At 62.0% G+C, this 23,272-nt stretch carries 27 protein-coding genes; 14 read left to right on the top strand and 13 right to left on the bottom strand.

Features of this window, described 5'->3' with window-relative positions; genetic code table 11:
* Positions 1–146 precede the first annotated feature (146 nt).
* The 4 genes from NN484_RS13120 to NN484_RS13105 all read right to left on the bottom strand — a co-directional run bounded on the left by NN484_RS13120 (position 147) and on the right by NN484_RS13105 (position 3,393).
* A complete protein-coding gene (locus NN484_RS13120; RefSeq protein ID WP_047296927.1) occupies positions 147–665 on the bottom strand; it encodes a DUF3299 domain-containing protein in 519 nt (172 codons plus the stop codon).
* Between the two features lie 11 nt (positions 666–676).
* Positions 677–1,942 (bottom strand): ABC transporter permease, encoded by a 1,266-nt coding sequence (locus NN484_RS13115; protein WP_215502244.1) that lies wholly within the window; start codon positions 1,940–1,942, stop codon positions 677–679.
* A 1-nt stretch (position 1,943) separates the two neighbouring features.
* Complete coding sequence (locus NN484_RS13110; RefSeq protein WP_127651247.1) at positions 1,944–2,654, bottom strand: ABC transporter ATP-binding protein; 711 nt, start codon at positions 2,652–2,654, stop codon at positions 1,944–1,946.
* A 136-nt stretch (positions 2,655–2,790) separates the two neighbouring features.
* The gene (locus NN484_RS13105; protein WP_215502243.1) at positions 2,791–3,393 is read right to left on the bottom strand and encodes a DUF2796 domain-containing protein; all 603 of its coding nucleotides are present in this window, start codon (positions 3,391–3,393) and stop codon (positions 2,791–2,793) included.
* Between the two features lie 135 nt (positions 3,394–3,528).
* Between NN484_RS13105 and NN484_RS13100 the strand changes: the two genes are divergently transcribed.
* The gene (locus NN484_RS13100; RefSeq protein WP_215502242.1) at positions 3,529–3,888 is read left to right on the top strand and encodes a hypothetical protein; all 360 of its coding nucleotides are present in this window, start codon (positions 3,529–3,531) and stop codon (positions 3,886–3,888) included.
* A 110-nt stretch (positions 3,889–3,998) separates the two neighbouring features.
* Here NN484_RS13100 and trxA read toward each other — a convergent pair whose 3' ends face one another.
* The 3 genes from trxA to NN484_RS13085 form a co-directional block, all read right to left on the bottom strand.
* Positions 3,999–4,871, bottom strand: a complete 873-nt coding sequence (gene trxA, locus NN484_RS13095) for a thioredoxin (RefSeq protein WP_215502241.1) — start codon at positions 4,869–4,871, stop codon at positions 3,999–4,001.
* A 102-nt stretch (positions 4,872–4,973) separates the two neighbouring features.
* On the bottom strand, positions 4,974–5,630 hold the full coding sequence (locus NN484_RS13090; RefSeq protein WP_215502240.1) for a class I SAM-dependent methyltransferase: 657 nt from the start codon (positions 5,628–5,630) through the stop codon (positions 4,974–4,976).
* Positions 5,627–6,091, bottom strand: a complete 465-nt coding sequence (locus NN484_RS13085) for a YbaY family lipoprotein (RefSeq protein ID WP_127651242.1) — start codon at positions 6,089–6,091, stop codon at positions 5,627–5,629. The genes NN484_RS13090 and NN484_RS13085 overlap by 4 nt, the downstream gene beginning before the upstream one ends.
* A gap of 127 nt (positions 6,092–6,218) precedes the next feature.
* On the opposite strand from NN484_RS13085, the gene nrdR reads away from it, so the two are divergent.
* The 12 genes from nrdR to NN484_RS13025 all read left to right on the top strand — a co-directional run bounded on the left by nrdR (position 6,219) and on the right by NN484_RS13025 (position 15,192).
* The gene (gene nrdR / locus NN484_RS13080; RefSeq protein ID WP_007910946.1) at positions 6,219–6,683 is read left to right on the top strand and encodes a transcriptional regulator NrdR; all 465 of its coding nucleotides are present in this window, start codon (positions 6,219–6,221) and stop codon (positions 6,681–6,683) included.
* Positions 6,680–7,813 carry a bifunctional diaminohydroxyphosphoribosylaminopyrimidine deaminase/5-amino-6-(5-phosphoribosylamino)uracil reductase RibD gene (gene ribD / locus NN484_RS13075; protein WP_215502239.1) on the top strand — a complete coding sequence of 378 codons (1,134 nt, stop codon included), beginning with the start codon at positions 6,680–6,682 and terminating at the stop codon, positions 7,811–7,813. The genes nrdR and ribD overlap by 4 nt, the downstream gene beginning before the upstream one ends.
* Positions 7,814–7,860: 47 nt before the next feature.
* Positions 7,861–8,526 carry a riboflavin synthase gene (locus tag NN484_RS13070; RefSeq protein ID WP_127651240.1) on the top strand — a complete coding sequence of 222 codons (666 nt, stop codon included), beginning with the start codon at positions 7,861–7,863 and terminating at the stop codon, positions 8,524–8,526.
* Between the two features lie 31 nt (positions 8,527–8,557).
* The gene (ribBA, locus tag NN484_RS13065) at positions 8,558–9,649 is read left to right on the top strand and encodes a bifunctional 3,4-dihydroxy-2-butanone-4-phosphate synthase/GTP cyclohydrolase II (RefSeq protein ID WP_007966103.1); all 1,092 of its coding nucleotides are present in this window, start codon (positions 8,558–8,560) and stop codon (positions 9,647–9,649) included.
* Positions 9,650–9,883: 234 nt separating this feature from the next.
* Positions 9,884–10,360, top strand: coding sequence for a 6,7-dimethyl-8-ribityllumazine synthase (ribH, locus tag NN484_RS13060; RefSeq protein WP_003228649.1), 477 nt, complete (start codon positions 9,884–9,886; stop codon positions 10,358–10,360).
* Positions 10,357–10,857: a transcription antitermination factor NusB gene (nusB, locus tag NN484_RS13055; RefSeq protein WP_102354581.1), complete on the top strand. Its 501-nt coding sequence runs from the start codon at positions 10,357–10,359 to the stop codon at positions 10,855–10,857. Before ribH ends, nusB begins: the two co-directional genes overlap by 4 nt.
* A gap of 26 nt (positions 10,858–10,883) precedes the next feature.
* On the top strand, positions 10,884–11,849 hold the full coding sequence (gene thiL, locus NN484_RS13050) for a thiamine-phosphate kinase (RefSeq protein ID WP_215502238.1): 966 nt from the start codon (positions 10,884–10,886) through the stop codon (positions 11,847–11,849).
* Complete coding sequence (locus tag NN484_RS13045) at positions 11,846–12,349, top strand: phosphatidylglycerophosphatase A family protein (protein ID WP_003228639.1); 504 nt, start codon at positions 11,846–11,848, stop codon at positions 12,347–12,349. The genes thiL and NN484_RS13045 overlap by 4 nt, the downstream gene beginning before the upstream one ends.
* Positions 12,350–12,383: 34 nt before the next feature.
* Positions 12,384–13,136: a substrate-binding periplasmic protein gene (locus NN484_RS13040; protein ID WP_215502237.1), complete on the top strand. Its 753-nt coding sequence runs from the start codon at positions 12,384–12,386 to the stop codon at positions 13,134–13,136.
* A 222-nt stretch (positions 13,137–13,358) separates the two neighbouring features.
* The gene (gene ribA, locus NN484_RS13035) at positions 13,359–13,976 is read left to right on the top strand and encodes a GTP cyclohydrolase II (RefSeq protein WP_127651236.1); all 618 of its coding nucleotides are present in this window, start codon (positions 13,359–13,361) and stop codon (positions 13,974–13,976) included.
* On the top strand, positions 13,973–14,392 hold the full coding sequence (locus NN484_RS13030; protein ID WP_127651235.1) for an MFS transporter: 420 nt from the start codon (positions 13,973–13,975) through the stop codon (positions 14,390–14,392). Before ribA ends, NN484_RS13030 begins: the two co-directional genes overlap by 4 nt.
* A complete protein-coding gene (locus tag NN484_RS13025) occupies positions 14,392–15,192 on the top strand; it encodes a cobalamin-binding protein (protein WP_215502236.1) in 801 nt (266 codons plus the stop codon). Before NN484_RS13030 ends, NN484_RS13025 begins: the two co-directional genes overlap by 1 nt.
* A 114-nt stretch (positions 15,193–15,306) precedes the next feature.
* Here NN484_RS13025 and NN484_RS13020 read toward each other — a convergent pair whose 3' ends face one another.
* The 5 genes from NN484_RS13020 to NN484_RS13000 form a co-directional block, all read right to left on the bottom strand.
* A complete protein-coding gene (locus NN484_RS13020; RefSeq protein WP_215502235.1) occupies positions 15,307–17,193 on the bottom strand; it encodes a TonB-dependent receptor domain-containing protein in 1,887 nt (628 codons plus the stop codon).
* 142 nt (positions 17,194–17,335) lie between these two features.
* On the bottom strand, positions 17,336–19,234 hold the full coding sequence (dxs, locus tag NN484_RS13015) for a 1-deoxy-D-xylulose-5-phosphate synthase (RefSeq protein ID WP_215502234.1): 1,899 nt from the start codon (positions 19,232–19,234) through the stop codon (positions 17,336–17,338).
* A gap of 91 nt (positions 19,235–19,325) precedes the next feature.
* Positions 19,326–20,213 carry a (2E,6E)-farnesyl diphosphate synthase gene (ispA, locus tag NN484_RS13010; protein WP_215502233.1) on the bottom strand — a complete coding sequence of 296 codons (888 nt, stop codon included), beginning with the start codon at positions 20,211–20,213 and terminating at the stop codon, positions 19,326–19,328.
* Positions 20,210–20,452, bottom strand: coding sequence for an exodeoxyribonuclease VII small subunit (locus NN484_RS13005; RefSeq protein WP_003228627.1), 243 nt, complete (start codon positions 20,450–20,452; stop codon positions 20,210–20,212). Before NN484_RS13005 ends, ispA begins: the two co-directional genes overlap by 4 nt.
* Before the next feature lie 112 nt (positions 20,453–20,564).
* Positions 20,565–21,710 carry a Fic family protein gene (locus NN484_RS13000; RefSeq protein WP_274659240.1) on the bottom strand — a complete coding sequence of 382 codons (1,146 nt, stop codon included), beginning with the start codon at positions 21,708–21,710 and terminating at the stop codon, positions 20,565–20,567.
* Positions 21,711–21,988: 278 nt separating this feature from the next.
* Between NN484_RS13000 and NN484_RS12995 the strand changes: the two genes are divergently transcribed.
* On the top strand, positions 21,989–22,780 hold the full coding sequence (locus NN484_RS12995) for a YfaP family protein (protein WP_215502231.1): 792 nt from the start codon (positions 21,989–21,991) through the stop codon (positions 22,778–22,780).
* Between the two features lie 188 nt (positions 22,781–22,968).
* Here NN484_RS12995 and NN484_RS12990 read toward each other — a convergent pair whose 3' ends face one another.
* Positions 22,969–23,166, bottom strand: a complete 198-nt coding sequence (locus NN484_RS12990; RefSeq protein WP_215502230.1) for a hypothetical protein — start codon at positions 23,164–23,166, stop codon at positions 22,969–22,971.
* Positions 23,167–23,272 lie beyond the last annotated feature (106 nt).

Genomic DNA, 23,272 nt, shown 5'->3' with positions numbered 1-23,272 from the left:
GACTGATACGGTCTGTTGACTCAGCTCAATGAAACAGTGATGGCCCCAAAAGATCGCAGCCTTCGGCAGCGCCTACAGTTGAAATGCGATCCCCCTGTAGGCGCTGCCGAAGGCTGCGATCTTTTGACTTTAAAAACTGCCGGGAATTATTCCGGCAGCTCATACACATAGATCTTGTCCGCCGCCATCTGATACCCGGCATCGGCCAGTTCGCTGGTGGACGCCTTGACCTGTAACGGTCCCTCGACCCAGTACGGCTGATACAGCTCGTCGAGCTTCACGCCCAGCTCGCTTTTCACATGCACGATCTGGTTCGACGGCGGTGGCGGTACGTGGATGCAGGCGCCGAAGTACGGCACCAGCAGGAAGTCCGTGGTGCGCCCCTCTTCGTTGACTTCCAGCGGCACGATGTACCCCGGCAGGCGAATGTTCTGGCCGTCGAGGCTCTGCACCACCGGCGCGTTGGGCATGTCCTGCTTGGCGGCCGGCGCGGACTCGGCCGAGAGCGCGTCGCCCATCTTCGACAGGTCGTGCAACGGCGTCATGTTCGGCACTTCCGGCGCAGCGTCCGGCGGGATCATCTCCGACCAGGTCAGGTCTTTCGGCGCCGCTGCCCACACGGGCAGGGCAACCAGCAACAGCAGCGCAAGCACGGCGCGGGGCATGGTGAACATCCTCATAAACGGATCGACAGGCCATCGGCCAATGATTGGCGATACGCGCGCCAGGCCGGCACGCTGCCCATCAGCAGCGCGGCTGCCAGAATGCCACCGAGCAGCGTCCATTCATACTCGCTCGGCCATGCCAGCGGCAGATACAGCCCGTAATTGGCTTGCACATAACCCTGCGCGGCGGCGATGCCGATGTACAGCAACGCCAGCCCGGCGATCACCCCGGTCAACGCCAGGGCGAAGGCTTCCAGCACCAGCAGGCTTGCGATGTGCCACGGCCGCGCACCGACCGAGCGCAGAATTGCCATCTCCCGGCGACGCTCGTTGAGGCTGGTGAGAATCGCCGTGAGCATGCCGATCAACCCGGTCAGCACCACGAACAGAGAGACCACGAACAGCGCTTTTTCAGCGGTGCTCATCAGGCTCCACAACTCTTGCAAGGCCACGCCCGGGAGGATTGCCAGCATCGGTTCGCCACGGTATTCGTTGATTTCGCGTTGCAGGGCGAAGGTGGAAATCTTGCTGTTGAGGCCGAGCATGAACGCGGTGATCGCCTGTGGCGTCAGGTCCATGTTGCGCGCCTGATCGGCACTGATCCGCCCATTGCCCCGGGCCGGCACGCCGTTGTGCCAGTCGATGTGAATCGCTTCCATGCCGCCGAGGCTGATGTGCAGCGTGCGGTCTACCGGCGTACCGGTGCGCTTGAGAATGCCGACCACGGTGAACGGTTTGTCATCGTGTTTGACCAGACTGATCGCCGCCACGCCATGGGCCAGCACCAGTTTGTCGCCGAGCTTGTAGTGCAGCGCATCGGCCACTTCGGCGCCGAGCACCACTTCGAACGGGTCGGTGGCAAACGCCCGGCCATCGGCCAGTTCCAGATGCTGCTGGCGGCCGTACTGGTAATGCTCGAAATACGCCTCGGTGGTGCCCATCACCCGGTAGCCGCGATGCGAGTCGCCGAGGGACATCGGGATCGCCCACTTCACTTTCGGGTTGCTGGCGAAGTGTTCGAAGCTGTCCCAGCGGATGTTGTTGGTCGCGTTGCCGATGCGGAACACCGAGTACAGCAGCAGGTTCACCGAACCGGAGCGGGCGCCGACGATCAGGTCGGTGCCGCTGATGGTGCTGGCGAAACTGGCTTTGGCCTCGGTGCGTACGCGCTCGACGGCGAGCAGCAGGCACACCGACAGGGCAATGGCGAACGCGGTGAGCAGGGCGGTGAAACGGCGGTTGGCCAGGCTGGCCATGGCCAGACGAAACAGATACATCTCAGACCTCGGCAGACGTGGCGGCGCGATTGAGCTCGGCCAGGGACAGATGACGGTCGAACAGCGGCGCAAGGCTCTGGTCGTGGCTGACGAACAACAGGCTCGATCCGGCCTCGCGGCATTCGGCGAACAACAGGCGAATGAAGTTTTCCCGGGCGTCGTAATCCAGCGCCGAGGTCGGCTCGTCGGCGATCACCAGTTCCGGTTGGCCGATCAAGGCGCGGGCGGCAGCAACACGCTGTTGCTGGCCGATCGACAACGAATCTGCGCGACGGCTGAGGATGCTTTCATCCTTCAAACCCAAGTGCGCGAGGAGGGTGGCGGCGGCTTGATCAACGCTGCCGTGGCGCTGTTTCGCCCGTTCGGCACGCAGTTTGGAGAAGTGGCAGGGCAACTCGACGTTCTCGCGTACCGAGAGAAACGGCAGCAGGTTGAACTGCTGAAAGATGTAGCCGGTGTGATCGACACGAAAGCGGTCGCGGGCGCCGGCACCCAGTTCGGTCAGTTCCTGGCCGAGCAGGCGAATGCTGCCGCGTCCGGGTTTCTGCACGCCGCCGAGCAGGCCGAGCAGGGTGGTCTTGCCACTGCCGCTGGGGCCTTTGAGGAACAGGGTTTCGCCCGGCTCCAGGCGAAACGCCGGGATGTCCAGCAGCGGCGGGTGACCGGGCCAGTTAAAGCCCAGGTCGGACAGTTCGATGAGTGCTTGGGTCATGGCACCAGTTTCATGGTTGTACACAGAACCCCTGTAGGAGCTGCCGAAGGCTGCGATCTTTTGATCTTGCTTCTAAAAAGATCAGGATCAAAAGATCGCAGCCTTCGGCAGCTCCTACAGGAGATTTTTCAGACAATCAGAATTTCAGGGCAGCGGCCTTGGCCGTCACTTCGGTACCTTGCTGGCCACTGGCGCTGATCAGTTGTACCTGAATTTTCTGGGTCGCCGGGAAGGTCTTGAAAATGTTCGCGAGGTCGAGGGTCTTCAGCGCACCCGGGGTCGCGCAGCTGAATTGATAGTGCGCGTGGATTTCGCTGTGATCGTGGTGATGCGCTTCACCGCCCTTGGCATCTTCGTCGTGATCATCATCGTCATGCTCGTCAGCATCCGGCTTGTCGCCGAACAGCGGGCTTTCCAGTTCCTGGCTGGCCACTTTGCAACCGGCTGCGGCCGGCAGGTTGAACAGTGCCAGCGGGTTTTCCAGTTTCGTGCGAGCGGCCACGACCTTGGCCTTGTCGGCGTCGGTGGTGGCAGCGTGTTCGAAGCCGACCAGGTTCATCGCCGGGCTTTCCAGTTCCAGCTCCAGAGTCTGGCCGTCGAGTGCGGCGTTCAGGCGACCGACACCATGTTCATGGGCGCCGAGGCTGCCGTGCTCGTGGTCATGATCGTGTTCATCGGCGGCGTGGGCGATGGCCAGCGGCAACAGGGCAAACGGCAAAGCGAGCAGCAGACGACGCATGGCGGTCTCCGGAAAGTAAAGTGAAGAGTTTGTTATGTAATCTTATAACGAAAGTGCGCAGAGTTTGCCCGCCTGCTTGGCGTTGCACAAGTCCCGTGGGAGCATGCAGGTCAGAAAAGTGCAGGAGCAAAGCAGATGTTGCGGATACGCGGAACCGTTGGCGCGATGCCGGTGGATTTGACGGTGGAGCTGGATGACAGCGATTGGGCGAAGCTCGGCGCAGCGCTGGGGGCGCAGTCGCAGAGCGAGCAGTCGCCAGCGGCATCGCTGACGCCAACAGCGAAACCGCAGAATCAGGACGATGCAGTGTGGCAAGTCGCGCAGGACCTGTTGCGCAAGGCCGGAAAGCTCAGCGGGCCGGACCTGCTGGAGCAGCTTGAGGGTTTGACCGGCAGCGCGGCGGCGGGCAAACGGCTGCTGGTGCGCTTGCGCCACAGTTCGCAGGTGAAAGTGGTGAGCAGCGGGGATACGCCGCTCTACAGCTGGGTCGAGTGAGCCGCAAAAGATCGCAGCCTGCGGCAGCTCCTATATGAGTCGATGCGTCACCCGTTTTACGGATGAACACTGAACCTGTAGGAGCTGCCGCAGGCTGCGATCTTTTGATCTTAATAAAGCGCGGCGAACACCTTACGGCGGTAAGCGGTTACCAACGGGTGATCGTTGCCCAGCAGTTCGAACACTTGCAGCAGGGTCTTGTGCGGCAGACCTTCGCCGTAGCTGCGATTGCGGATGAACAGCTTGAGCAAGGCCTCCAGCGCCGCCTCGTATTGCTGACGCGCCAGTTGCTGGATCGCCAGTTGATACACCGCCTCGTCGTCCTGTGGATTCTGTGCAAGACGCGCCTTGAGGTCGGCAGCATCCGGCAAGTCACGGGCCAGACCGAGGAACTTGATCTGCGCCTTGGCCCCGGCCAATGCAGCCTTGTGCTCATCGCTCTTGACCGCGTCGAGTACGGTTTGCGCTTCGCCCAACTCGCCGCGCTCGGTCAGGCAGCGGGCGTAGAGAATCAGCGCCTTGGCGTTGCTGTTGTCTTCGGTGAGCATCACCACCAGAGCCGCTTCGGCATCGGCGAAACGCCCTTCATCGAACAGCGCCTGAGCCTGTTCGAACGGATCGGAGGCGGCTGGCGGCGGCATCTGCACATGCGGTTCGAGCAGGGCACGCACGGCGGATTCCGGCTGCGCACCGGCAAAACCGTCGACCGGTTGACCGTCCTTGAACAGCACTACGGTCGGCAGGCTGCGAATGCCGAAGCGGGCAACGATGTCCTGCTCGATGTCGCAGTTGACCTTGGCCAGCAGCAGTTCGCCCTGATAGCTCTCGGCAATGCCCTGCAGCATCGGCATCAGCGCCTTGCACGGTGCACACCACTCGGCCCAGAAATCCACCAGCACCGGTTTGTTGAAGGAAGCCTCGATCACCGACTGGTCGAAATCGGCAGTCGTGGCGTCGAAGATGTACGGCGTTTGCTGACTCATGGGGGATCTCTTTTAAGCGTCAATGAACGCACTATAAGGGGTGGCGCAAAAGATCGCATTCCCACTGTAGGAGCTGCCGAAGGCTGCGATCTTTTAAGCATTTCAATTACGCCGCGCGTGATACAGGCTCACATGCCGAAACTCTTCCGGCTCCGCCAGATCCGGCAAGGTCATCGCCTCGAGCATTTCGATCCGCTCGTACAATGGATGACGAAAATCCCGAACCCGCGAATCCGCCACCAGCGCTTCACGGCCACGGCTGAGGAACGCATCGAGCAGCGGCAGGTTCTCGCGGTCGTACAGCACGTCCGCCACCAGGATCAGATCGAAGCGATCGGCCTCGGCGAAGAAGTCCGTCGAATAACTCATTTGCACCTTGTTGAGCCGGGCATTGGCCTGGCACGCGGCAATCGCCAGTGGATCGAGATCACAGGCCACCACCTCCAGCGCACCAGCCTTCACCGCGGCAATCCCGGCAATGCCTGAACCCGCGCCGAAATCCAGCACCCGCTTGCCGCGCACCCATTCCGGGAATTCGGCCAGATAACGCGCCACCGCCAGACCGCTGGCCCAGCAGAAGCTCCAATACGGCGGCTCATGGAGGATGCGGCGGGTTTCGTCGGGGCTGAACTCACGGTGCATGTTGTCGCCGTCGATCAGCCACAGCTGCAAATCGGTGCCCGGCAATGCACAGGCCTTGAGCCGCGCATCACCGAGCAATTCACCTAACGCCTGTTGCAGGTCGAGCGGTGCCGTCATGGTGCTTTGACAAATTGCAGCTGGCCCAGCGCCTGTGTGGTCGGCTGGGTGATGGTTTGTGACGGCAGGTGCAGGATCAACTGGCCCGACTGCGTGGCACGTCCGCGCAACTCAACTCGCGCGCCGGCCGGAAATGCCTCGGGGTTGAAGCGCAGGCGAAACGGCAGGGTCTGGTTGTTACCGATCAGGCTGGAACTGGCGAGCAATTGCTGCGGACGCGACTTTTCGTCGATTACCAGCAGCGCCAGTTCGACTTCGGCACCGGTCGGTACACCTTGCAAAGTGCCGCTCAGTTCACGTTGATAGGCTGGCAGCGGGCCCAGGTCGGCGGCCTCCCGGGCTTTTTTCTGCGCCTGTTGCGGCGCAGGCCCTGGTGTCGGCGGTTGCGGCTTGGGCTTGTCGCTGCCGCAGGCCACCAGCAGGGCGAAAAGACTGAGCAAAACGAGCGGTCGTAGCGGCATTGGCAGCTCCAGAAAATGAAATCCATGGATCAAACGATCATGGCAGTCTGTATACCGCAAACCCTATGGCTTGTCTTGCCACCGGGATGCGCTACCATGGCCCTCCCTTTTTTTGTTGCCAGCCACCATGCACTGTCCCTTCTGCGGTGCCAACGACACCAAGGTCATTGACTCGCGTCTGGTCGCCGAGGGCGAACAGGTGCGCCGCCGGCGTGAATGCCTGGCCTGCGGCGAACGTTTCACGACGTTCGAGACGGCCGAACTGGTGTTGCCGCGCCTGATCAAAACCGACGGCAGCCGCCAACCGTTCGACGAAGAAAAACTCCGCGCCGGCATGCAACGCGCCCTGGAGAAACGTCCGGTGAGCGTCGAGCGCCTCGAATCCTCTCTGGTCCACATCAAGCACAAGCTGCGCGCCACCGGCGAGCGCGAGGTCAAATCTCTCGTGGTCGGCGAACTGGTGATGGCCGAACTGCAAAAGCTCGATGAGGTCGCCTATATCCGCTTCGCTTCGGTGTACAAGCGCTTTCAGGACCTCAACGAGTTCCGCGAAGAGATCGACCGCCTCGCCCGCGAACCGGTGAAAGAATGACTAGCGCCGCCGAGCAGGCCATCCTCGACGCGCATTTCATGGCGCGCGCGCTGGAGCTGGCGCGCAAGGGCCACTACACCACGCACCCCAATCCTCGGGTGGGCTGCGTGATCGTGCGCGACGGGCAGATTGTCGGCGAAGGCTTCCACGAGCGTGCCGGCGAACCCCACGCCGAAGTCCACGCCCTGCGCGCCGCCGGTGAACTGGCCCGGGGCGCGACGGCTTACGTCACCCTTGAGCCGTGCAGCCACCATGGCCGCACGCCGCCGTGCGCCGATGCGCTGGTGAATGCCGGGGTGGGCCGGGTGGTCGCCGCGATGCGCGATCCGAACCCGCAGGTGGCCGGGCGTGGTTTGCAGCGGCTGACCGATGCCGGCATCGCCACGCAAAGCGGCGTGCTGGAAGCCGAGGCACGCAAGCTCAATCAAGGTTTTCTGAAACGCATGGAGCACGGCTTGCCGTTCGTGCGGGTCAAGCTGGCGATGAGTCTCGACGGTCGCACAGCGATGGAAAGCGGCGAGAGCCAATGGATCACCGGCCCGGCCGCCCGTTCGGCCGTGCAGCGTCTGCGCGCGCAGGCCAGTGTGGTGCTGACCGGCGCCGACACCGTGCTGGCCGACGGTGCTCGCCTGACCGTGCGTGCCGACGAGTTGGGCCTGGATGCCGAGCAAACTGCCCTGGCCATGAGCCGTCCGCCGCTGCGGGTGCTGATCGACGGGCGCCTGCGGGTGCCGCTGGATGCGCCGTTCTTCAAGGCCGGGCCGGCGCTGGTCGCCACCTGCATGGCGGTTGAAGAGCAATATGCCAACGGCCCGGAATGCCTGATCGTGCCGGGTGATGACGGTCAGGTCGATCTGCATCAGTTGCTCATCGAACTGGCCAACCGTGGCGTCAACGAAGTGCTGGTCGAGGCTGGCCCGCGTCTGGCCGGTGCGTTTGCGCAGCTCGGTCTGGTCGACGAGTTCGTGATCTTCATCGCCGGCAAGTTCCTCGGCTCCACGGCGCGTCCGCTGCTGGACTGGCCGCTGACCTATATGAAGGATGCTGCGCAGCTGAAAATCACTGAAATCCGCGCGGTTGGCGATGACTGGCGAGTCACTGCGACGCCGGTCCTTTCGGCGAGCGTATAATTCCCGGCCATCGCCTTAGCGCTGGCTTCGTTCTCAAGGAGAACCCCATGTTTACCGGCATCATCGAATCCATCGGCAGTATCCGTGCACTGACCCCCAAGGGCGGTGATGTGCGGGTACACGTCGAAACCGGCAAGCTCGACCTGAGCGACGTCAAACTCGGCGACAGCATCGCGGTCAACGGCGTGTGCCTGACGGCGGTTGAACTGCCGGGCAACGGCTTCGCCGCCGACGTCAGCCGCGAAACCCTTGACTGCACCGCCATGAATGACCTGAAAAGCGGCAGCCCGGTCAATCTGGAAAAGGCCCTGACCCCGACCACCCGTCTCGGCGGGCATTTGGTCAGCGGTCACGTCGACGGTGTCGGCGAAGTGGTCTCGCGCAGCGACAATGCTCGCGCCGTGGAATTTCGTATCCGCGCGCCGAAGGAGCTGGCCAAGTACATCGCCCATAAAGGCTCGATCACTGTCGACGGCACCAGCCTCACCGTGAACGCGGTCGATGGCGCCGAATTCCTGCTGACGATCATTCCGCACACCCTGAGCGAAACCATCATGGCGTCCTACAAGCCGGGCCGCCGGGTGAACCTGGAAGTCGACTTGCTGGCGCGTTATCTGGAGCGCCTGCTTATGGGTGACAAGGCCGCAGAGCCTGCATCGGGTGGCACGATCACTGAAAGCTTTCTGGCCCAAAACGGCTACCTCAAATCCTGAAGCTCTAAATTCGAAAGAAGGGGGGTGCCTTGTGGCGCTCAATAGCATCGAAGAACTGGTTGAAGACATCCGCCAAGGCAAGATGGTCATCCTCATGGATGACGAAGACCGCGAGAACGAAGGCGACCTGATCATGGCCGCCGAATGCTGCAAGGCCGAGCACATCAACTTCATGGCCAAGCACGCCCGCGGCCTGATCTGCATGCCGATGAGCCGCGAGCGCTGTGAACTGTTGAAGCTGCCATTGATGGCGCCACGCAACGGTTCCGGTTTCGGCACCAAGTTCACCGTGTCGATCGAAGCTGCCGAAGGTGTCACCACCGGGATCTCCGCCGCCGACCGTGCGCGCACCGTGCAAGCGGCTGCCGCCAAAGACGCCAAGGCTGAAGACATTGTCAGCCCGGGCCACATCTTCCCGCTGATGGCCCAGGCCGGTGGCACCCTGGCCCGCGCCGGTCACACCGAAGCCGCCTGCGACCTGGCGCGCATGGCCGGTTTTGAGCCCAGCGGTGTGATCTGCGAAGTGATGAACGACGACGGCACCATGTCCCGTCGCGCCGAGCTGGAAGCGTTCGCGGCCGAACACAACATCAAGATCGGCACCATCGCCGACCTGATTCACTACCGGATGATCCACGAACGTACCGTTCAGCGGATTGCCGAGCAGCCGCTGGACAGCGAACTGGGCCAATTCAACCTGGTGACCTATCGTGATTCGGTGGAAGGCGACGTGCACATGGCCCTCACGCTGGGCACGGTTTGCGCCGAAGAACCGACCCTGGTTCGTGTGCACAACATGGACCCGCTGCGTGACCTGCTGATGGTCAAGCAACCGGGCCGCTGGAGCCTGCGCGCCGCGATGGCCGCGGTCGCCGAGGCCGGCAGTGGTGTGGTGTTGTTGCTCGGTCACCCGCTGGACGGCGACGTGCTGCTGGCGCACATCCGCGAAACCGCTGATCAGGCGGCGGTGAAAAAACCGACCACCTACAGCATCGTCGGTGCCGGTTCGCAGATCCTGCGCGACCTCGGTGTGCGCAAAATGCGCCTGATGTCGGCACCGATGAAATTTAATGCGATATCCGGTTTCGATCTGGAAGTTGTAGAATACGTGCCCTCCGAATAATGACCCGGTGAATTCGGCATTGTTGACGTAGATCGATTGTGGCGAGGGAGCTTGCTCCCGCTTGGGTGCGCAGCGCCCACCAAAGGGGCCGCTACGCTGCCCAGCGGGGCGCAAACTCCCTCGCCACAGGTTCGTCATTGAGCAGCAATGCGGGGTTTCCGGCCATGAAATCGTGGCTAATATCACTGAGGGATGCGTACGAGACGCGTCCCGGCTCTTTAAGAGATCTGACGAATGACCCTGAAGACCATCGAAGGTACCTTCATCGCCCCTAAAGGCCGCTACGCTCTGGTAGTGGGCCGTTTCAACAGCTTCGTGGTTGAAAGCCTGGTCAGCGGTGCAGTTGATGCCCTGGTTCGCCACGGCGTGAGCGAAAGCGACATCACCATCATCCGCGCACCTGGCGCCTTCGAAATCCCGCTGGTTGCGCAGAAAGTCGCCCAGAAAGGTGAGTTCGCAGCCATCATCGCCCTCGGCGCGGTCATTCGTGGCGGCACCCCGCACTTCGAATACGTGGCAGGCGAGTGCACCAAGGGCCTGGCCCAGGTGTCCATGGAATTCGGCGTACCGGTCGCTTTCGGCGTCCTGACCGTTGATTCCATCGAGCAAGCCATCGAACGTTCCGGCACCAAGGCCGGTAACAAAGGTGCTGAAGCTGCCCTGTCCGCTCTGGAAATGGTCAGCCTGCTGGCGCAGTTGGAGGCCAAGTGATTAGCGACGAAAGCGATCGTTTCAACCCGCGCGATCCAAAACCTGCGGCCGCCGGCAAGCCATCGAAAAGCGTCAAGCGCCGCGAAGCCCGTCAGCTCGCGACTCAGGCCCTGTACCAATGGCACATGGCCAAGCAGTCGCTGAACGAGATCGAAGCGCAGTTCCGGGTCGATAACGATTTCACCGATGTCGATGGCGCCTACTTCCGCGAGATCCTGCACGGGGTTCCTCAGTTCAAAAGCGAAATCGACACCGCGCTCAAGCCTTGTCTGGACATCGAAATCGAAGAGCTGGATCCGGTTGAACTGGCGGTTCTGCGCCTGTCCACCTGGGAACTGCTCAAGCGCGTCGACGTGCCGTACCGCGTTGTGATCAACGAAGGTATCGAACTGGCGAAAGTTTTCGGTTCGACCGACGGCCACAAGTTCGTCAACGGCGTACTCGACAAGCTGGCTCCGCGCCTGCGTGAAGCTGAAGTGAAGGCGTTCAAGCGCTGATTGGCGCTTGAGCACTTTTCTCAGCCATGGGCGAATTTGAGCTGATCCGCAATTTCTTCGCCGCCGCGCCTTGTGCGCAGGGCGGCGAGGGCGTTGCACTGGGGATCGGCGACGACTGCGCCTTGCTGGCGGTTCCCCCCGGGGAACAGCTGGCGATTTCCACCGATACGCTGGTGGCCGGCGTGCATTTCGCCGATCCCTGCGATCCGTTTCTGCTCGGTCAGCGCTCGCTGGCCGTTGCGGTCAGCGACCTGGCCGCCATGGGCGCCACGCCCCTAGCCTTTACCCTTGCCCTGACGGTGCCGACGGTGACAGCCGATTGGCTGCAAGCCTATGCCCGCGGTTTGAACCGCATGGCGCAAAGCTGCGGCGTGGCGCTGGTCGGCGGCGACACCACGCGTGGGCCGTTGAGCCTGACGGTCACGGTGTTCGGTCGCGTCCCGGCCGGCCAGGCGTTGACGCGCAGCGGTGCGCAACCGGGGGATCTGCTGTGTGTCGGCGGTGAGCTGGGCAACGCCGCCGGGGCCTTGCCGCTGGTGCTCGGCCAGCGCGAAGCCGAACCGGACATCGCCCAGCCATTGCTCGATCATTACTGGTCGCCGCAGCCGCAATTGGCGCTCGGTCAGGCGTTGCGTGGCAAAGCCACTTCGGCGCTGGATATCTCCGACGGCCTGCTCGCCGACTGCGGGCATATCGCTCTGGCGTCACAGGTGCGGCTTGAGGTTGAACGCGAGCGCGTACCGTTGTCGAACGCTTTGGTGGCGTTTCTCGGTCAGCGTGGCGCGGAACGGGCGGCGTTGAGCGGCGGCGATGACTACGTGCTGGCCTTCACGTTACCGTCCGTCGAGTTGCCGGCGTTGCTCGCCGATGGCTGGCCGATCCATGTGATCGGGCGGGTAGCGCAGGGCCAGGGTGTGGTGCTGCTGGATCGCGAAGGACATGACATCACCCCGCAAATCCGGGGTTATCAACATTTTCAGGAGACACCGTGACAGATCACCCGAAACAGGTTCCGGCCGAATTCGTTCCGCCGTCGGTCTGGCGCAATCCCTGGCATTTCCTCGCGTTCGGCTTCGGTTCCGGCACCCTGCCGAAAGCGCCGGGCACGTGGGGTTCGTTAGTTGCGCTACCCTTTATCCCGTTGTGGCAGATGCTGCCCGACTGGGGTTACTGGCTGATGCTCGGGATCACCATGCTGTTCGGCTTCTGGCTGTGCGGCAAGGTCGCCGACGATCTGCGGGTCCACGACCACGAAGGCATCGTCTGGGACGAGATGGTCGGGATGTGGATCACCCTGTGGCTGGTGCCGGAAGGCTGGTACTGGTTGCTGGCCGGTTTCCTGATGTTCCGTTTCTTCGACATTCTCAAGCCATGGCCGATCCGCTGGATCGACCGGCATGTCCACGGTGGCGTCGGCATCATGCTCGACGACGTGCTGGCCGGCGTGTTCGCCTGGTTGGCGATGCAGGGGCTGGTGTGGATTTTCGCCTGATCCGGATGGTCAGGGTTAAGTGAGGAGACTAGGGATGGCTCGACGCTGGCTGGCGCTGGTGTTTATGACCGTGCTGGGCGCTGTCGCCAGTGCGCAGGAAGCTGCGCACCCGCCGTCGGTCATCCACCTGGCCAGCGAAGAATGGGCAGACTACACCGCTGCCGACGGTCATGGCCTGGGCTGGGACGTGCTGCGCAAGGTGTTCGAGCCCGCCGGGGTGAAACTCGACATTCGCAGCGAGCCATATACCCGCTCGGTCGGGCTGGCAGAGCGCGGCGAAGTCGACGCCTGCGTCGGCTCCTATCGTGACGAGGACAGTAGCCTGCTGTATCCGCGCTGGAATTTCGACACCGATCACATCTACGCCCTGGGCCTGGCGAGCAGTCCGCTACCGACCCTGGAAACGCTTGGCAGCTATCGACTGGCCTGGGTTCGCGGTTACGACTATCAGAACTATCTGCCCAATGTGCGCAACTACAATGAAGTCATCCGGCGTACCGGGATCCTGTCGATGCTCACCCACAACCGCGCCGACTATTACATCGACGCGCTGACCGAAATCGATTACGTGGCAGACAGGGCCAAGGATCCTGCGCAGTTTCGCAAGACTCATATCGCCGAGCTGCCGCTGTACCTGTGCTTCGCCGATACCCCGCAAGCACGCACGCTGATGGCGTTGTTCGACAAGCGCATGGAGCAGTTGGTGAAGAGCGGCGAGCTGAAGCCTGTTTTCGAGAAGTGGAAGCAGCCGTATCCGTTCGCTACGGGAGCGGCGAATCCCCTGTAGGAGCTGCGGCACGCTGCGATCTTTTGATCTTGATTCTGAAAAAGCAGATCAAAGATCGCAGCCTCGTTTCACTCGACAGCTCGTACAGGAATCTATGTCGACCGGGTTGTTATCTAACTTTTTGATCGTTATGCCCGACAATTCAGCCTAAGCGTCTGCAGGCACCTGCTGTTACAATGCCGGCCTGCGAATCTTCAGACTTTTTAGATCAGGAGCACACCGGTGCCTGTCGTTTTTGTCGCCGCTTCCAAGCTGCCAACGCCTTTTGCGCAATTCACCATGCACGGTTTTCTCGATGAAGCCACCGGCCGCGAGCACGTTGTGCTGAGCCTGGGTGAAATTGACGACGGTGCCCCGGTTCTCGGCCGGTTGCACTCCGAGTGCCTGACCGGTGATGCCCTGTTCAGCCAGCGCTGCGACTGCGGCTCGCAACTCGAAGCGGCGCTCAAGGCCATCGCCCGCGAAGGCCGTGGCGTGCTGCTGTACCTGCGCCAGGAAGGGCGCGGCATCGGTCTGCTGAACAAGATCCGCGCCTACGAGTTGCAGGACGGCGGCGCCGACACCGTGGAAGCCAACGAGCGTCTGGGCTTTGCCGCCGACCAGCGCGATTACGCCATGTGCCTGCCGATGCTGGAGCATCTGGGCGTGAAGTCCCTGCGCCTGATGACCAACAACCCGCGCAAGGTCAAAGCCCTGACCGACATGGGCATCGTTGTCGCCGAGCGTGTGCCGCTGCACACCGGCCACAACCCGCACAACAAACTGTACCTGGCGACCAAGGCCAGCAAGCTCGACCACATGATGGGCAACGAGCATCAGGGCGAGGCAGACCGGGCGTGACCCGCGGTCAGGTGCGACGCCGTCTGGCCGTTGCCTGGTGGAAATACCTGGCGCTGGCACTGGTGCCACTGTTCGTCCTCAATGGTCTGTTCGGCCAGGGCGAAGGCATTCTGCCGGTGCTGGCAATGCCGATGTTCATTGCCGGCGTGGCTTCGATGTTCGTCAGCCTGAAGTTTTTCGGCCGTTACAAACATGCGCTGATCGCCACGCAAAAAGCCCTCGATACCCCTGACGAACCGGCGGCCTGGATTGCCTTGGCGGCCCAGCGTCGTAACGCATTCCTCGCGGCCGCATTGCCAGCCTGGATCGGTGCATTGGCAGTGTTCGTCGGCCTCGAAGCGGTGCCCTTGATGCTGCTGGCGTTGTCCACGGCCGTGCTGTTCTACCTCTATCGCATCCCGCGTCAACTCGGCTGATGCGTCGTCTGTGGCTGGCGGTTCTGCTGCTGGCCTGCGCCGGCCCGGTGCTGGCGAGCCTGCGGGTGGTGAGTCTCGCGCCGTCCCTGTCTGAAATCGTCGTTGAGCTGGACTCGGCTGATCTACTGGTTGGCGTGCTGGATGCTGGCGAGCGTCCTGCAGCGCTCAAGGAAGTGCCATCCGTAGGGCGTTACGGTCAGTTGGACATGGAGCGCCTGCTCAGCCTCAAGCCGGATTTATTGCTGCTGTGGCCGGGTAGTGTTGGCCCGGCGCAACGCGATCAACTCAAACGCCTGAATATTCCGACTTACGTTGCCGAACCGCACAATCTCGAACAACTGTCTGCGCAGATTGAAACCATTGCCACGCGACTGGGGCGACCTGCGCGAGGGGTGAAACTGGCGGCGCAGTTGCGCAGCAAACTCGACGACCTGCGCCAGCGCTATCGCCGGGATGTGCCGCTGAAAGTGTTCTACCAGGTCTGGGACAAGCCGCTGTACACCGTCGGCGGCGGGCAGATCATCAGCGATGCGCTTGAAGTGTGCGGCGCGCGCAACGTATTCGCCGACCTGAGCTTGCCGGCGCCGCAGGTCAGTATCGAGGCGGTGTTGCAACGTAATCCCGAGGTGATTCTGGCGGGAGATCAGGCCCAGCTCGATGCTTGGAAAGCTTGGCCGCAGGTCGATGCGGTGAGGACAGGGCAGTTGCTGTTGGTCACGGATAAAGGCCTGGAGCGCCCAAGCGGACAGATGATCGAGGCGACCGCCAAGTTATGCCAACTCATTCAGCCACACCTCTGACCTCTGTAGGAGCTGCCGAAGGCTGCGATCTTTTGATCTTGATCTTCGGCGACTCCAAGTCAGCCACAAGCAAGATCAAAAGATCGCAGCCTTTGGCAGCTCCTACAGTTGAAATCAGTGGATGTCCGGGGTCCAGGTGACGCCAAATACCCATGCCCGACCTTCCTCTCGATAGCCATACTGGCTGCCGTCATAGCTGTACAGCGCGCGGCTGTATCCCTTGTCCAGCAGATTATCCAGCTTCAGATCCAGTTTGATCTCGCGGTTCAGCGCCCAACTGCTGCGCAAACCGAACAGCGCATAACCACCCAGCGGCTGCTCGTTTTTCAGGTCGTCATAACTGCTACTGACCGCCTGCCAGCTGGCGCCGAGGCTGACTTGGTCAAACTGGCGATCGAGATCCCAACTCAACGTGCGCCGCGCACGACGTGCCAAAGTGCGCCCGGTATCGCGATCACGCGGATCGATGATCGAAACCCCAAGGTTGCTCTGCCAGCCGAACAGTTCCTGTTTCAGCGCGGCTTCGAAACCGTTGATCCGCGCCGAGGCAACGTTCTCCGGACGTGAGTTGCTGCCGAAGATGATCGCGTCTTCCAGATCCGTACGGTAAATCGACGCTTCCAGGCGGCTGGTGTCGCTCAACTGGCTGCGCCATTGCAGTTCGTAACTTTTCGAGGTTTCCGGCTTCAGGTCCGGGTTGCTGAAGTCCGGGTAATACAGGTCGTTGAAGGTCGGCGCGCGAAAGCCTTCGCTGTAGCTCAGCAGCAGATCGTTGTCCGGGTTCAGCGGCAGGGTAAAGGTGCCGCTCCAGGTGTTCTGGCCGCCGAACTGCTGGTTGTCGTCGTGGCGCAGGCCCAGTTCCGTGGAGAAACTGTCGGCCTGATAACGATGCTGGATGAACGCAGCGCGGTTCCAGCGGCTGTCCTCGTTGAACGCGGTGCTGCTATTGACCCGGTCTTCGTACCAGTCGCCGCCGAGGATCAGGCTGTTGCGCGCATCCAGGGTCACGTCGTTCTGCCAGTTCACCGAATCGCGGTAAGTGTTGAACACCGTGCGCTCGTCGCTGAGCTTGTCGAGAGTTTTCTCGCGGTTCTCGCTGTGGCCAAACTCGACGCGAGTTTTCCAGACGTCGTTGACCCGGGCATCGACGTAGCTGCTGACACTGCTGACGTTGAAGTCGCTGTAAGGCTGCTGTTGCACCGACTCGAAGGTCGTCATGTCGAAGCGGCCGAACGGGTTGTCGAACTCGCTTTTGCCACGGTTATCCAGCAGATTGGCGCCGACTTCGATGTCATCGGTCAGCGCATGGCTGAGGCTCAGGCTGATGGATTGGTTGCGGTAGACATCGTGATCGCTGTCGCTGGGGTAGGACTCGTGAGTGCGGTCGAGGCCGGCGGTGTCATCGAGGCTGGCGCCGAGGTTGAAGCGGGTTTTGTCATCTCCCCCTGACAGCCCGAGGCTGCGCTCCCAGGTCTGATGGCTGCCGAAACCGACGTGCAGGCGCGGCTGCAGGCCTTGCTCAGTGCCGCGCCGGCTGAAGATCTGGATCACCCCGCCAATCGCATCGCTGCCGTAAATCACCGAGCGTGAACCGCGTAGCACTTCCACTCGCTCGATCTGGTCGATGTTCAGGTGCTGCAGGTTGCTGTCGCCGGAGGTCGAGCTGCCGATACGCTGGCCGTCGACCAGCACCAGACTCTGCGCCGACTGTGTGCCGCGAATGTAGATCCCCGGCAGACTGCCGCGCCCACCCGCCTGCGCCACTTGCACGCCGGGCACCCGTTGCAGCAGGTCGGTGACGCTGCTCGGTTGCAGGCGGTCGATGTCTTCTCGGGTGAACACGGTATTGGCGGCGCTGCTGTCGTTGCGCGCTTCGACCTGACGGTTGGCGCTGATCAGCGTGTCCGGCAGCTTCAGGGCTTCGTCGCGTTCGAAGGTATCGGCGAGGGCGCTGACGGCTGGCAGCAGCAGGAAGGGCAGGGCGAGGCGGGAGAGGTTCATGGCAATCCATGGTTTATGCAAAAACCTGTAGGAGCTACCGAAGGCTGCGATCTTTTGATTTTGCTTTTGAGAAAGGTCTGGAGCTGCCGACGATCAGGATCAAAAGATCGCAGCCTTCGGCAGCTCCTACAGGGGGGCAGTGTCAGCGGTTGAGCAACGCCAGGCGCTCGCGAATCGCCGCCTCGATTCCGGCCTCGTCCAGCCCGCACTCGGCCAACATTTGCGCGGGTTTCGCATGTTCGACGTAAACGTCCGGCAAGCCCAGGTGCAGCATCGACTTGAGGATATTCTCGCGTGCGAGAAATTCGCTGACCGCACCACCGGCGCCGCCCATGATCGCGTTCTCTTCGATGGTCACCAGCAGCTCGTGGCTGCCGGCGATCTCGCGCACCAGCTGTTCATCCAGCGGTTTGACGAAACGCATGTCGACCACGGTCGCGTCGAGCTTCTCGGCGACTTTCAGGGCTTCGGTCAATTGCACGCCGAACACCAGCAAGGCCACTTTGCTGCCCTGACGACGGACGACGCCTTTGCCGATTTCGATCGGTTCGAGGTCTTTGTCGATGGTCGCGTTCGGGCCGGTGCCGCGTGGGTAACGCACCGCCGCCGGGCCGTTGTACAGGTGGCCGGTGGTGAGCATCTTGCGCAGTTCGTTTTCATCGCTTGGGGTCATGATGACCATGCCCGGGATGCAGCGCAGGTACGACAGATCGAAGCTGCCGGCGTGGGTCGGGCCGTCTTCGCCCACCAGACCGGCACGGTCGATGGCGAACAGCACGTCGAGGTTCTGCACGGCGACGTCGTGCACCAACTGGTCGTAACCGCGCTGCAGGAACGTCGAGTAAATCGCCACAACTGGCTTGGCACCTTCGCAGGCCATGCCGGCGGCGAACGTCACGGCGTGCTGCTCGGCAATCGCCACGTCGAAATAGCGCAGCGGGAAGCGTTCGCTGAACGCGACCAGGTCCGAGCCTTCCTTCATTGCCGGGGTAATGCCCACCAGACGTGGGTCAGCCGCAGCCATGTCGCACAGCCATTCGCCGAACACCGCCGAATACTTCGGCCCGCCCGCCTTCTTCGGCGCAGCGGCCGGGGCGTCGACCGGTTCAAGCTTGGTGATCGCGTGGTAACCGATCGGGTCGACTTCCGCCGGAGCGAAGCCTTTGCCTTTCTTGGTAACGATGTGCAGGAATTGCGGGCCTTTCAGATCGCGCATGTTGCGCAGGGTGGCGATCAGGGTCGGCAGGTCGTGGCCGTCGATCGGGCCGATGTAGTTCCAGCCCAGCTCTTCGAACAAGGTGCCGGGAACCAGCATGCCCTTGGCGTATTCTTCGGTGCGACGGGCGATTTCCCAGGCGCCGGGCAGGCGCGACAGGACTTTCTTGCTGCCCTCACGCATGCTTGCGTAGGTGCGGCTGGAAAGGATCTTCGCCAGATAATTCGACAGGCCACCGACGTTGCGCGAGATCGACATGTCGTTGTCGTTGAGGATCACCAGCATGTTGGCGTTCACTTCCGGCGCGTGGTTCAGCGCCTCGAAGGCCATGCCGGCGGTCAGCGCGCCGTCACCGATCACGGCAATCGCCTTGCGATCGCTGTTTTGCAGGCGGGCGGCAATCGCCATGCCCAGCGCTGCGCTGATCGAGGTGCTGGAGTGGCCGACGCCAAAGGTGTCGTACTCGCTCTCGGAGCGACGCGGGAAGGCGGCGATGCCGTCCTTCTGGCGCAGGGTTTCCATGCGCTGGCGACGACCGGTGAGGATCTTGTGCGGGTACGCCTGATGACCCACGTCCCACACCAGCCGGTCATCCGGGGTGTCGAAGACGTAATGCAACGCGATGGTCAGCTCGATGACGCCCAGGCCGGCACCGAAATGCCCACCGGTCTGACCGACCGTGTAGAGCAATTCCAGGCGCAACTCATCGGCCAGGGTTTCCAGCTCGGCTTCGCCTAACCGGCGCAGGCCGTCCGGCGTGTTCGCGCGGTCGAGCAGGGGCGTGGTCGGGCGCTTGCGGGGAATCTCATGAAACGTCGTGGGCATCAGGCGAATCGTTATAGGTATAAAAGATGCGGCAGTTTACCTGATGCATCGCCCCCTGCCCACGCGTTGGTCTTTTTTGGCAGGTTGGCGTTCAGTTATGCCGCTCGACGATATACCGGGCCAGGTCGCGCAAAGGCTCGGCTGCCGCGTCAAACGGTCGCAGCGCGTGCAGCGCCTGATCGCGTAGCTCCAAGGCGTAGGCCTTGGCCGCGTCCAGCCCCAGCAGGGCCGGGTAGGTCGGTTTGTCGCGGGCGATGTCGGCGCCCTGGCGTTTGCCGAGGGTTTCGGTATCGCTTTCGACGTCGAGAATGTCGTCCTGGACCTGAAATGCCAGGCCAATGGCCTGTGCATAAGTCTGCAGGGCCTTGAGTTCTTCCTGCTCGGCACGGCCGCTGGCCAGGGCGCCGAGCTTGACGCTGACTTCGATCAGCGCGCCGGTCTTGTGCCGGTGCATCTGCTCCAGCGCTTGCTGATCAAGCTTCAGGCCGACCGAACCGAGGTCGATGGCCTGACCGCCGACCATGCCTGCCGGGCCTGCCGCGTGCGCCAGTGCCGTAACCTGTTGCAGACGGATGTCGGCGTCGAGGCTGCTCAGGCGCGGGTCGAGCAGGGCGCTGAACGCCAGGCTCTGCAAACCGTCACCGGCAAGGATCGCGCAGGCTTCGTCGAATTTCTTGTGGGTGGTTGGCTGGCCACGACGCAGATCGTCGTCGTCCATCGCCGGCAGATCGTCGTGCACCAGCGAATAAGCGTGGATCAATTCAACCGCGCAGGCCGCGCCATTGGCTTGCTCAGCCGTGCCGCCAAGTGCTTCGCACGCCGCGTAGGCCAGCAGCGGACGCACGCGTTTGCCACCGATCATCACGCTGTAGTGCATCGCCTCATACAGGCGCGACAGCTCTGGCAGCGGTGCCTTGAAGAGGATTTCCAGTGCCGCATTGACCCGCGCCTGACTGGTCGCCGAATACGCTGCAATCATTCTGGCTGTTCCGCGTCGAAGGGTTCCTCGGCGAGTTCGCCATCGCGCTCCAGCAGCACTTGCACCTTCTGCTCGGCCTGGGCCAGCGCCGCCTGGCAGTCACGGGTCAGGCCGATGCCCTGCTCGAAAGCGGTCAGCGAGTCTTCCAGCGACAATTCACCGTTCTCCAGACGCTCGACCAATGTTTGCAGGTCGGCGAGGGACTGTTCGAAATCCAGTGCAGCTTTTTTGCGGGCCATGGCGGCGATTTCCGGTTGACGTTAAACCGGCGCGACACTAGCAGATAGGGGGTTTATGGGCAAATGAGCGGCTCACCCCGCAAGGGTAAGAATGGCTGTGTGTTGAGTGAGATTAATGTGTAGTTCTGTCGGGATAGTTGACCTGATAGCGGGTACTACGACCACCTCCCGGCAAGCGTTGCAGGCAACCTTTCTCCAGCAACTCCGCAAGATGTCGGGTCGCCGTGGCCTTTGACACTTTCGCCGCAGCTTGATATTGCCCGGCGCTAATACCGTGCTCAAAGCCCCGCTCACCGCCGTCGAGCAGACGGTTAAGCACTTTGACCTGTTCCGCCGAGAGTTCGGACTCGCGGTGCGCCTGCCAGAAACGCGTCTTGCCCAGCACGCTTTCGATTCGAGTGATGGCTTGTTGCAAGCTGCTTAGCAACGTTTGCAGAAACCATGTGAGCCATTCAGTGATATCCAGTGTGGCTTTCTGGCTCGATTCCAGAATCCGATAGTAGCCGGACCGATCATCCAGAATGCTCGCCGACATGGCGTAGAAACGGATGGCTTGCGCTTCGCCCTGTGCCAGCGCCAGATCAGTGATGGTGCGGGTCAGACGGCCGTTACCATCGTCGAACGGATGCAAAGTGACAAACCAGAAATGGGCGATGCCCGCGCGTAGCATCGGGTCCAGTGCTGTCTGATGCTGGCTGGCCTCGAACCATTGGAGAAATTGCTCGAGCTGCTGCTCAAGACCTTGGCGAGGTGGCGCCTCGAAATGAACCGTTGGACGATCAATGCGACCCGATACCACCTGCATAGGCTCGTCACCGCGTAGTGCACCCACATGCATGCGGCGTGCAGTAAGGTCGGCCTCTTGATCGGGAAACAGCCATTGGTGCCATTCCAGAAGGCGTTCCAGCGTCAACGGTTCGGCAAATCGACGGGTGACATCCAGCATAAGCTGCGCCAGACCTTCACTGCGTTGGCTGACTTTATCGCCGTCGATCAACTCCAGGCCCAAACGTCGCGCCAAAGATGACCGCACGGAGCCGACATTCAGTTGCTCGCCTTCGATGGCCGAAGACGTCACGATATTCTGCAAAAGGGCGTCCAGTTCGGTTTGAGCCCCCAAAGAGTCACCTACTGAACCGGCCATCCCCATCAACTGACCTTGTGCCTGTACACACTCGCGCAACAACGGCGTCAGGCGTTCTGCCTGCCAGTTGAAGTCGGGCCAATCGGGCTGCTGCCAGATCCAGTGAGTTGCCATTCGTTGCCTGCCTTGAGTCCGTGAGCCGAATAGAAAAGCTATTCGGCTCATTTTGTGAGCCGAATATGACGCCTATTCGGCTCACCGTCCACCGCGTTGGCTTGATTCCTACAGCAATAGCACATGTATCCGATTGTTAAAAAACTGCCGAATCGCTAATCTTCGCGCCTTCTACGACCCCATAGTCACGGGTCTTTCAGACGAAACGCAGTTTTCATCGCTGTGAAGTACCGAGGATCGGGTGCAAGGTTTCGTTCAGGCATGGCAGGAGGCATTACATGCGTTCATTTCTTTTGCTGCTGATCGGCCTGGCCTGCGCGCCTGCGCTGCTGGCGGCGCCGACCGCTGAACTGTCCGAGCCGTCGGGCGGCTGGCGTTACCACGGCCTGCTCGATCGCAGTGAAAACCCGCAAGTCGCCTATCCCACGCCGCCGATCGATCGCGGTATCCAGCGCAATCGCACGATGATCCAGGGCCAGCTCAAGGCCATCGGCAATCAGCGCGGGCCGCACACGCTGGCGGTCAACGGCAATCCATTGAATCTGTACACCGACGACGCTGGGCGTTTCGCCCGGCCGTATGCGTTCGGCGCCGGCTCCAACAGTGTCGAAGTGCGCAGCGCCGAGGGCCAGTCGCTCAAGCGCGTGCAATTTTATGAAGCAAATAATCTACGCACGCCGGCGCGAATTCGTCTTGTCTTGGGATGGGACGATCCAAAAGCCGAGCTCGATCTGCACATTGTCACGCCCGACGGTCAGCATGCGTTCTGGGCGCGGCCGGCGCTGAGCAATGGCGGCGGCCTGGACCCGGACGGCGTCGATGGCCCCGGCCCGGAAATGTTCACCATGACCGCGCCGCTGCACGGCACTTATCTGGTTTACGTCAACTATTGGGGCAACTTCGGAAACGGCGGCTATAACTTCGAGGAGACCAGCAACCAGAACGAGGTCATCACCTCGCAAATCACGCTGGTGCTCAACGAAAACACCGTCGACGAAAAACGCGAAACGTTCATCGTGCCCCTGCGGGCAATCGGTGATCTGCTGCTGGTCAAGACTTTCAACTATTAAGCATCCCGCACCACGGATGAACTTCGGGTTTTGTGAACATGAGTGATAACGCTGCTTCTCCGGCCGTCCCGACACCTGCCGGCCAACCTTCCCGGCGCTGGCCGGCGCTGCTGATCGGTCTGGTCCTGGTGGCCGGCGCGGCCGGAGGTCTCGGCTGGCTGCTGCACAAACCCAAGTTGCCGGCGGCTCTACTTGCCAGTGACAAGCTCGGCCTGAGCCGTCCGGACGCGCTGCTGGAAACCCGGTCCCTGAGCCAGTTGCCCAAGGACCTGCTGACGGTGCCGTTCCTCAAGGCCACGCTGACCGAAGATTTCGTCTTCTATTACGAAACTCACGCCGACCGCCTCGGCCTGATCGGCAGCCTGCGACGGATCATCTACGAGCATGACCTGAAGCTGCAGGACAGCCTGATCGAGCAGCTTTTCGATCAACCGGCCGACGTCGCGCTGTGGCGCGGTGCCGACGGTCGGCTCAAGGATTTCCTGCTGGTGA

The organism is Pseudomonas serboccidentalis, from assembly GCF_028830055.1.
Taxonomy (GTDB): Bacteria; Pseudomonadota; Gammaproteobacteria; order Pseudomonadales; family Pseudomonadaceae; genus Aquipseudomonas; species Aquipseudomonas serboccidentalis.
The sequence above is the reverse complement of the archived record's forward strand: the minus strand, read 5'-3'. Positions and strand labels throughout refer to the sequence as shown.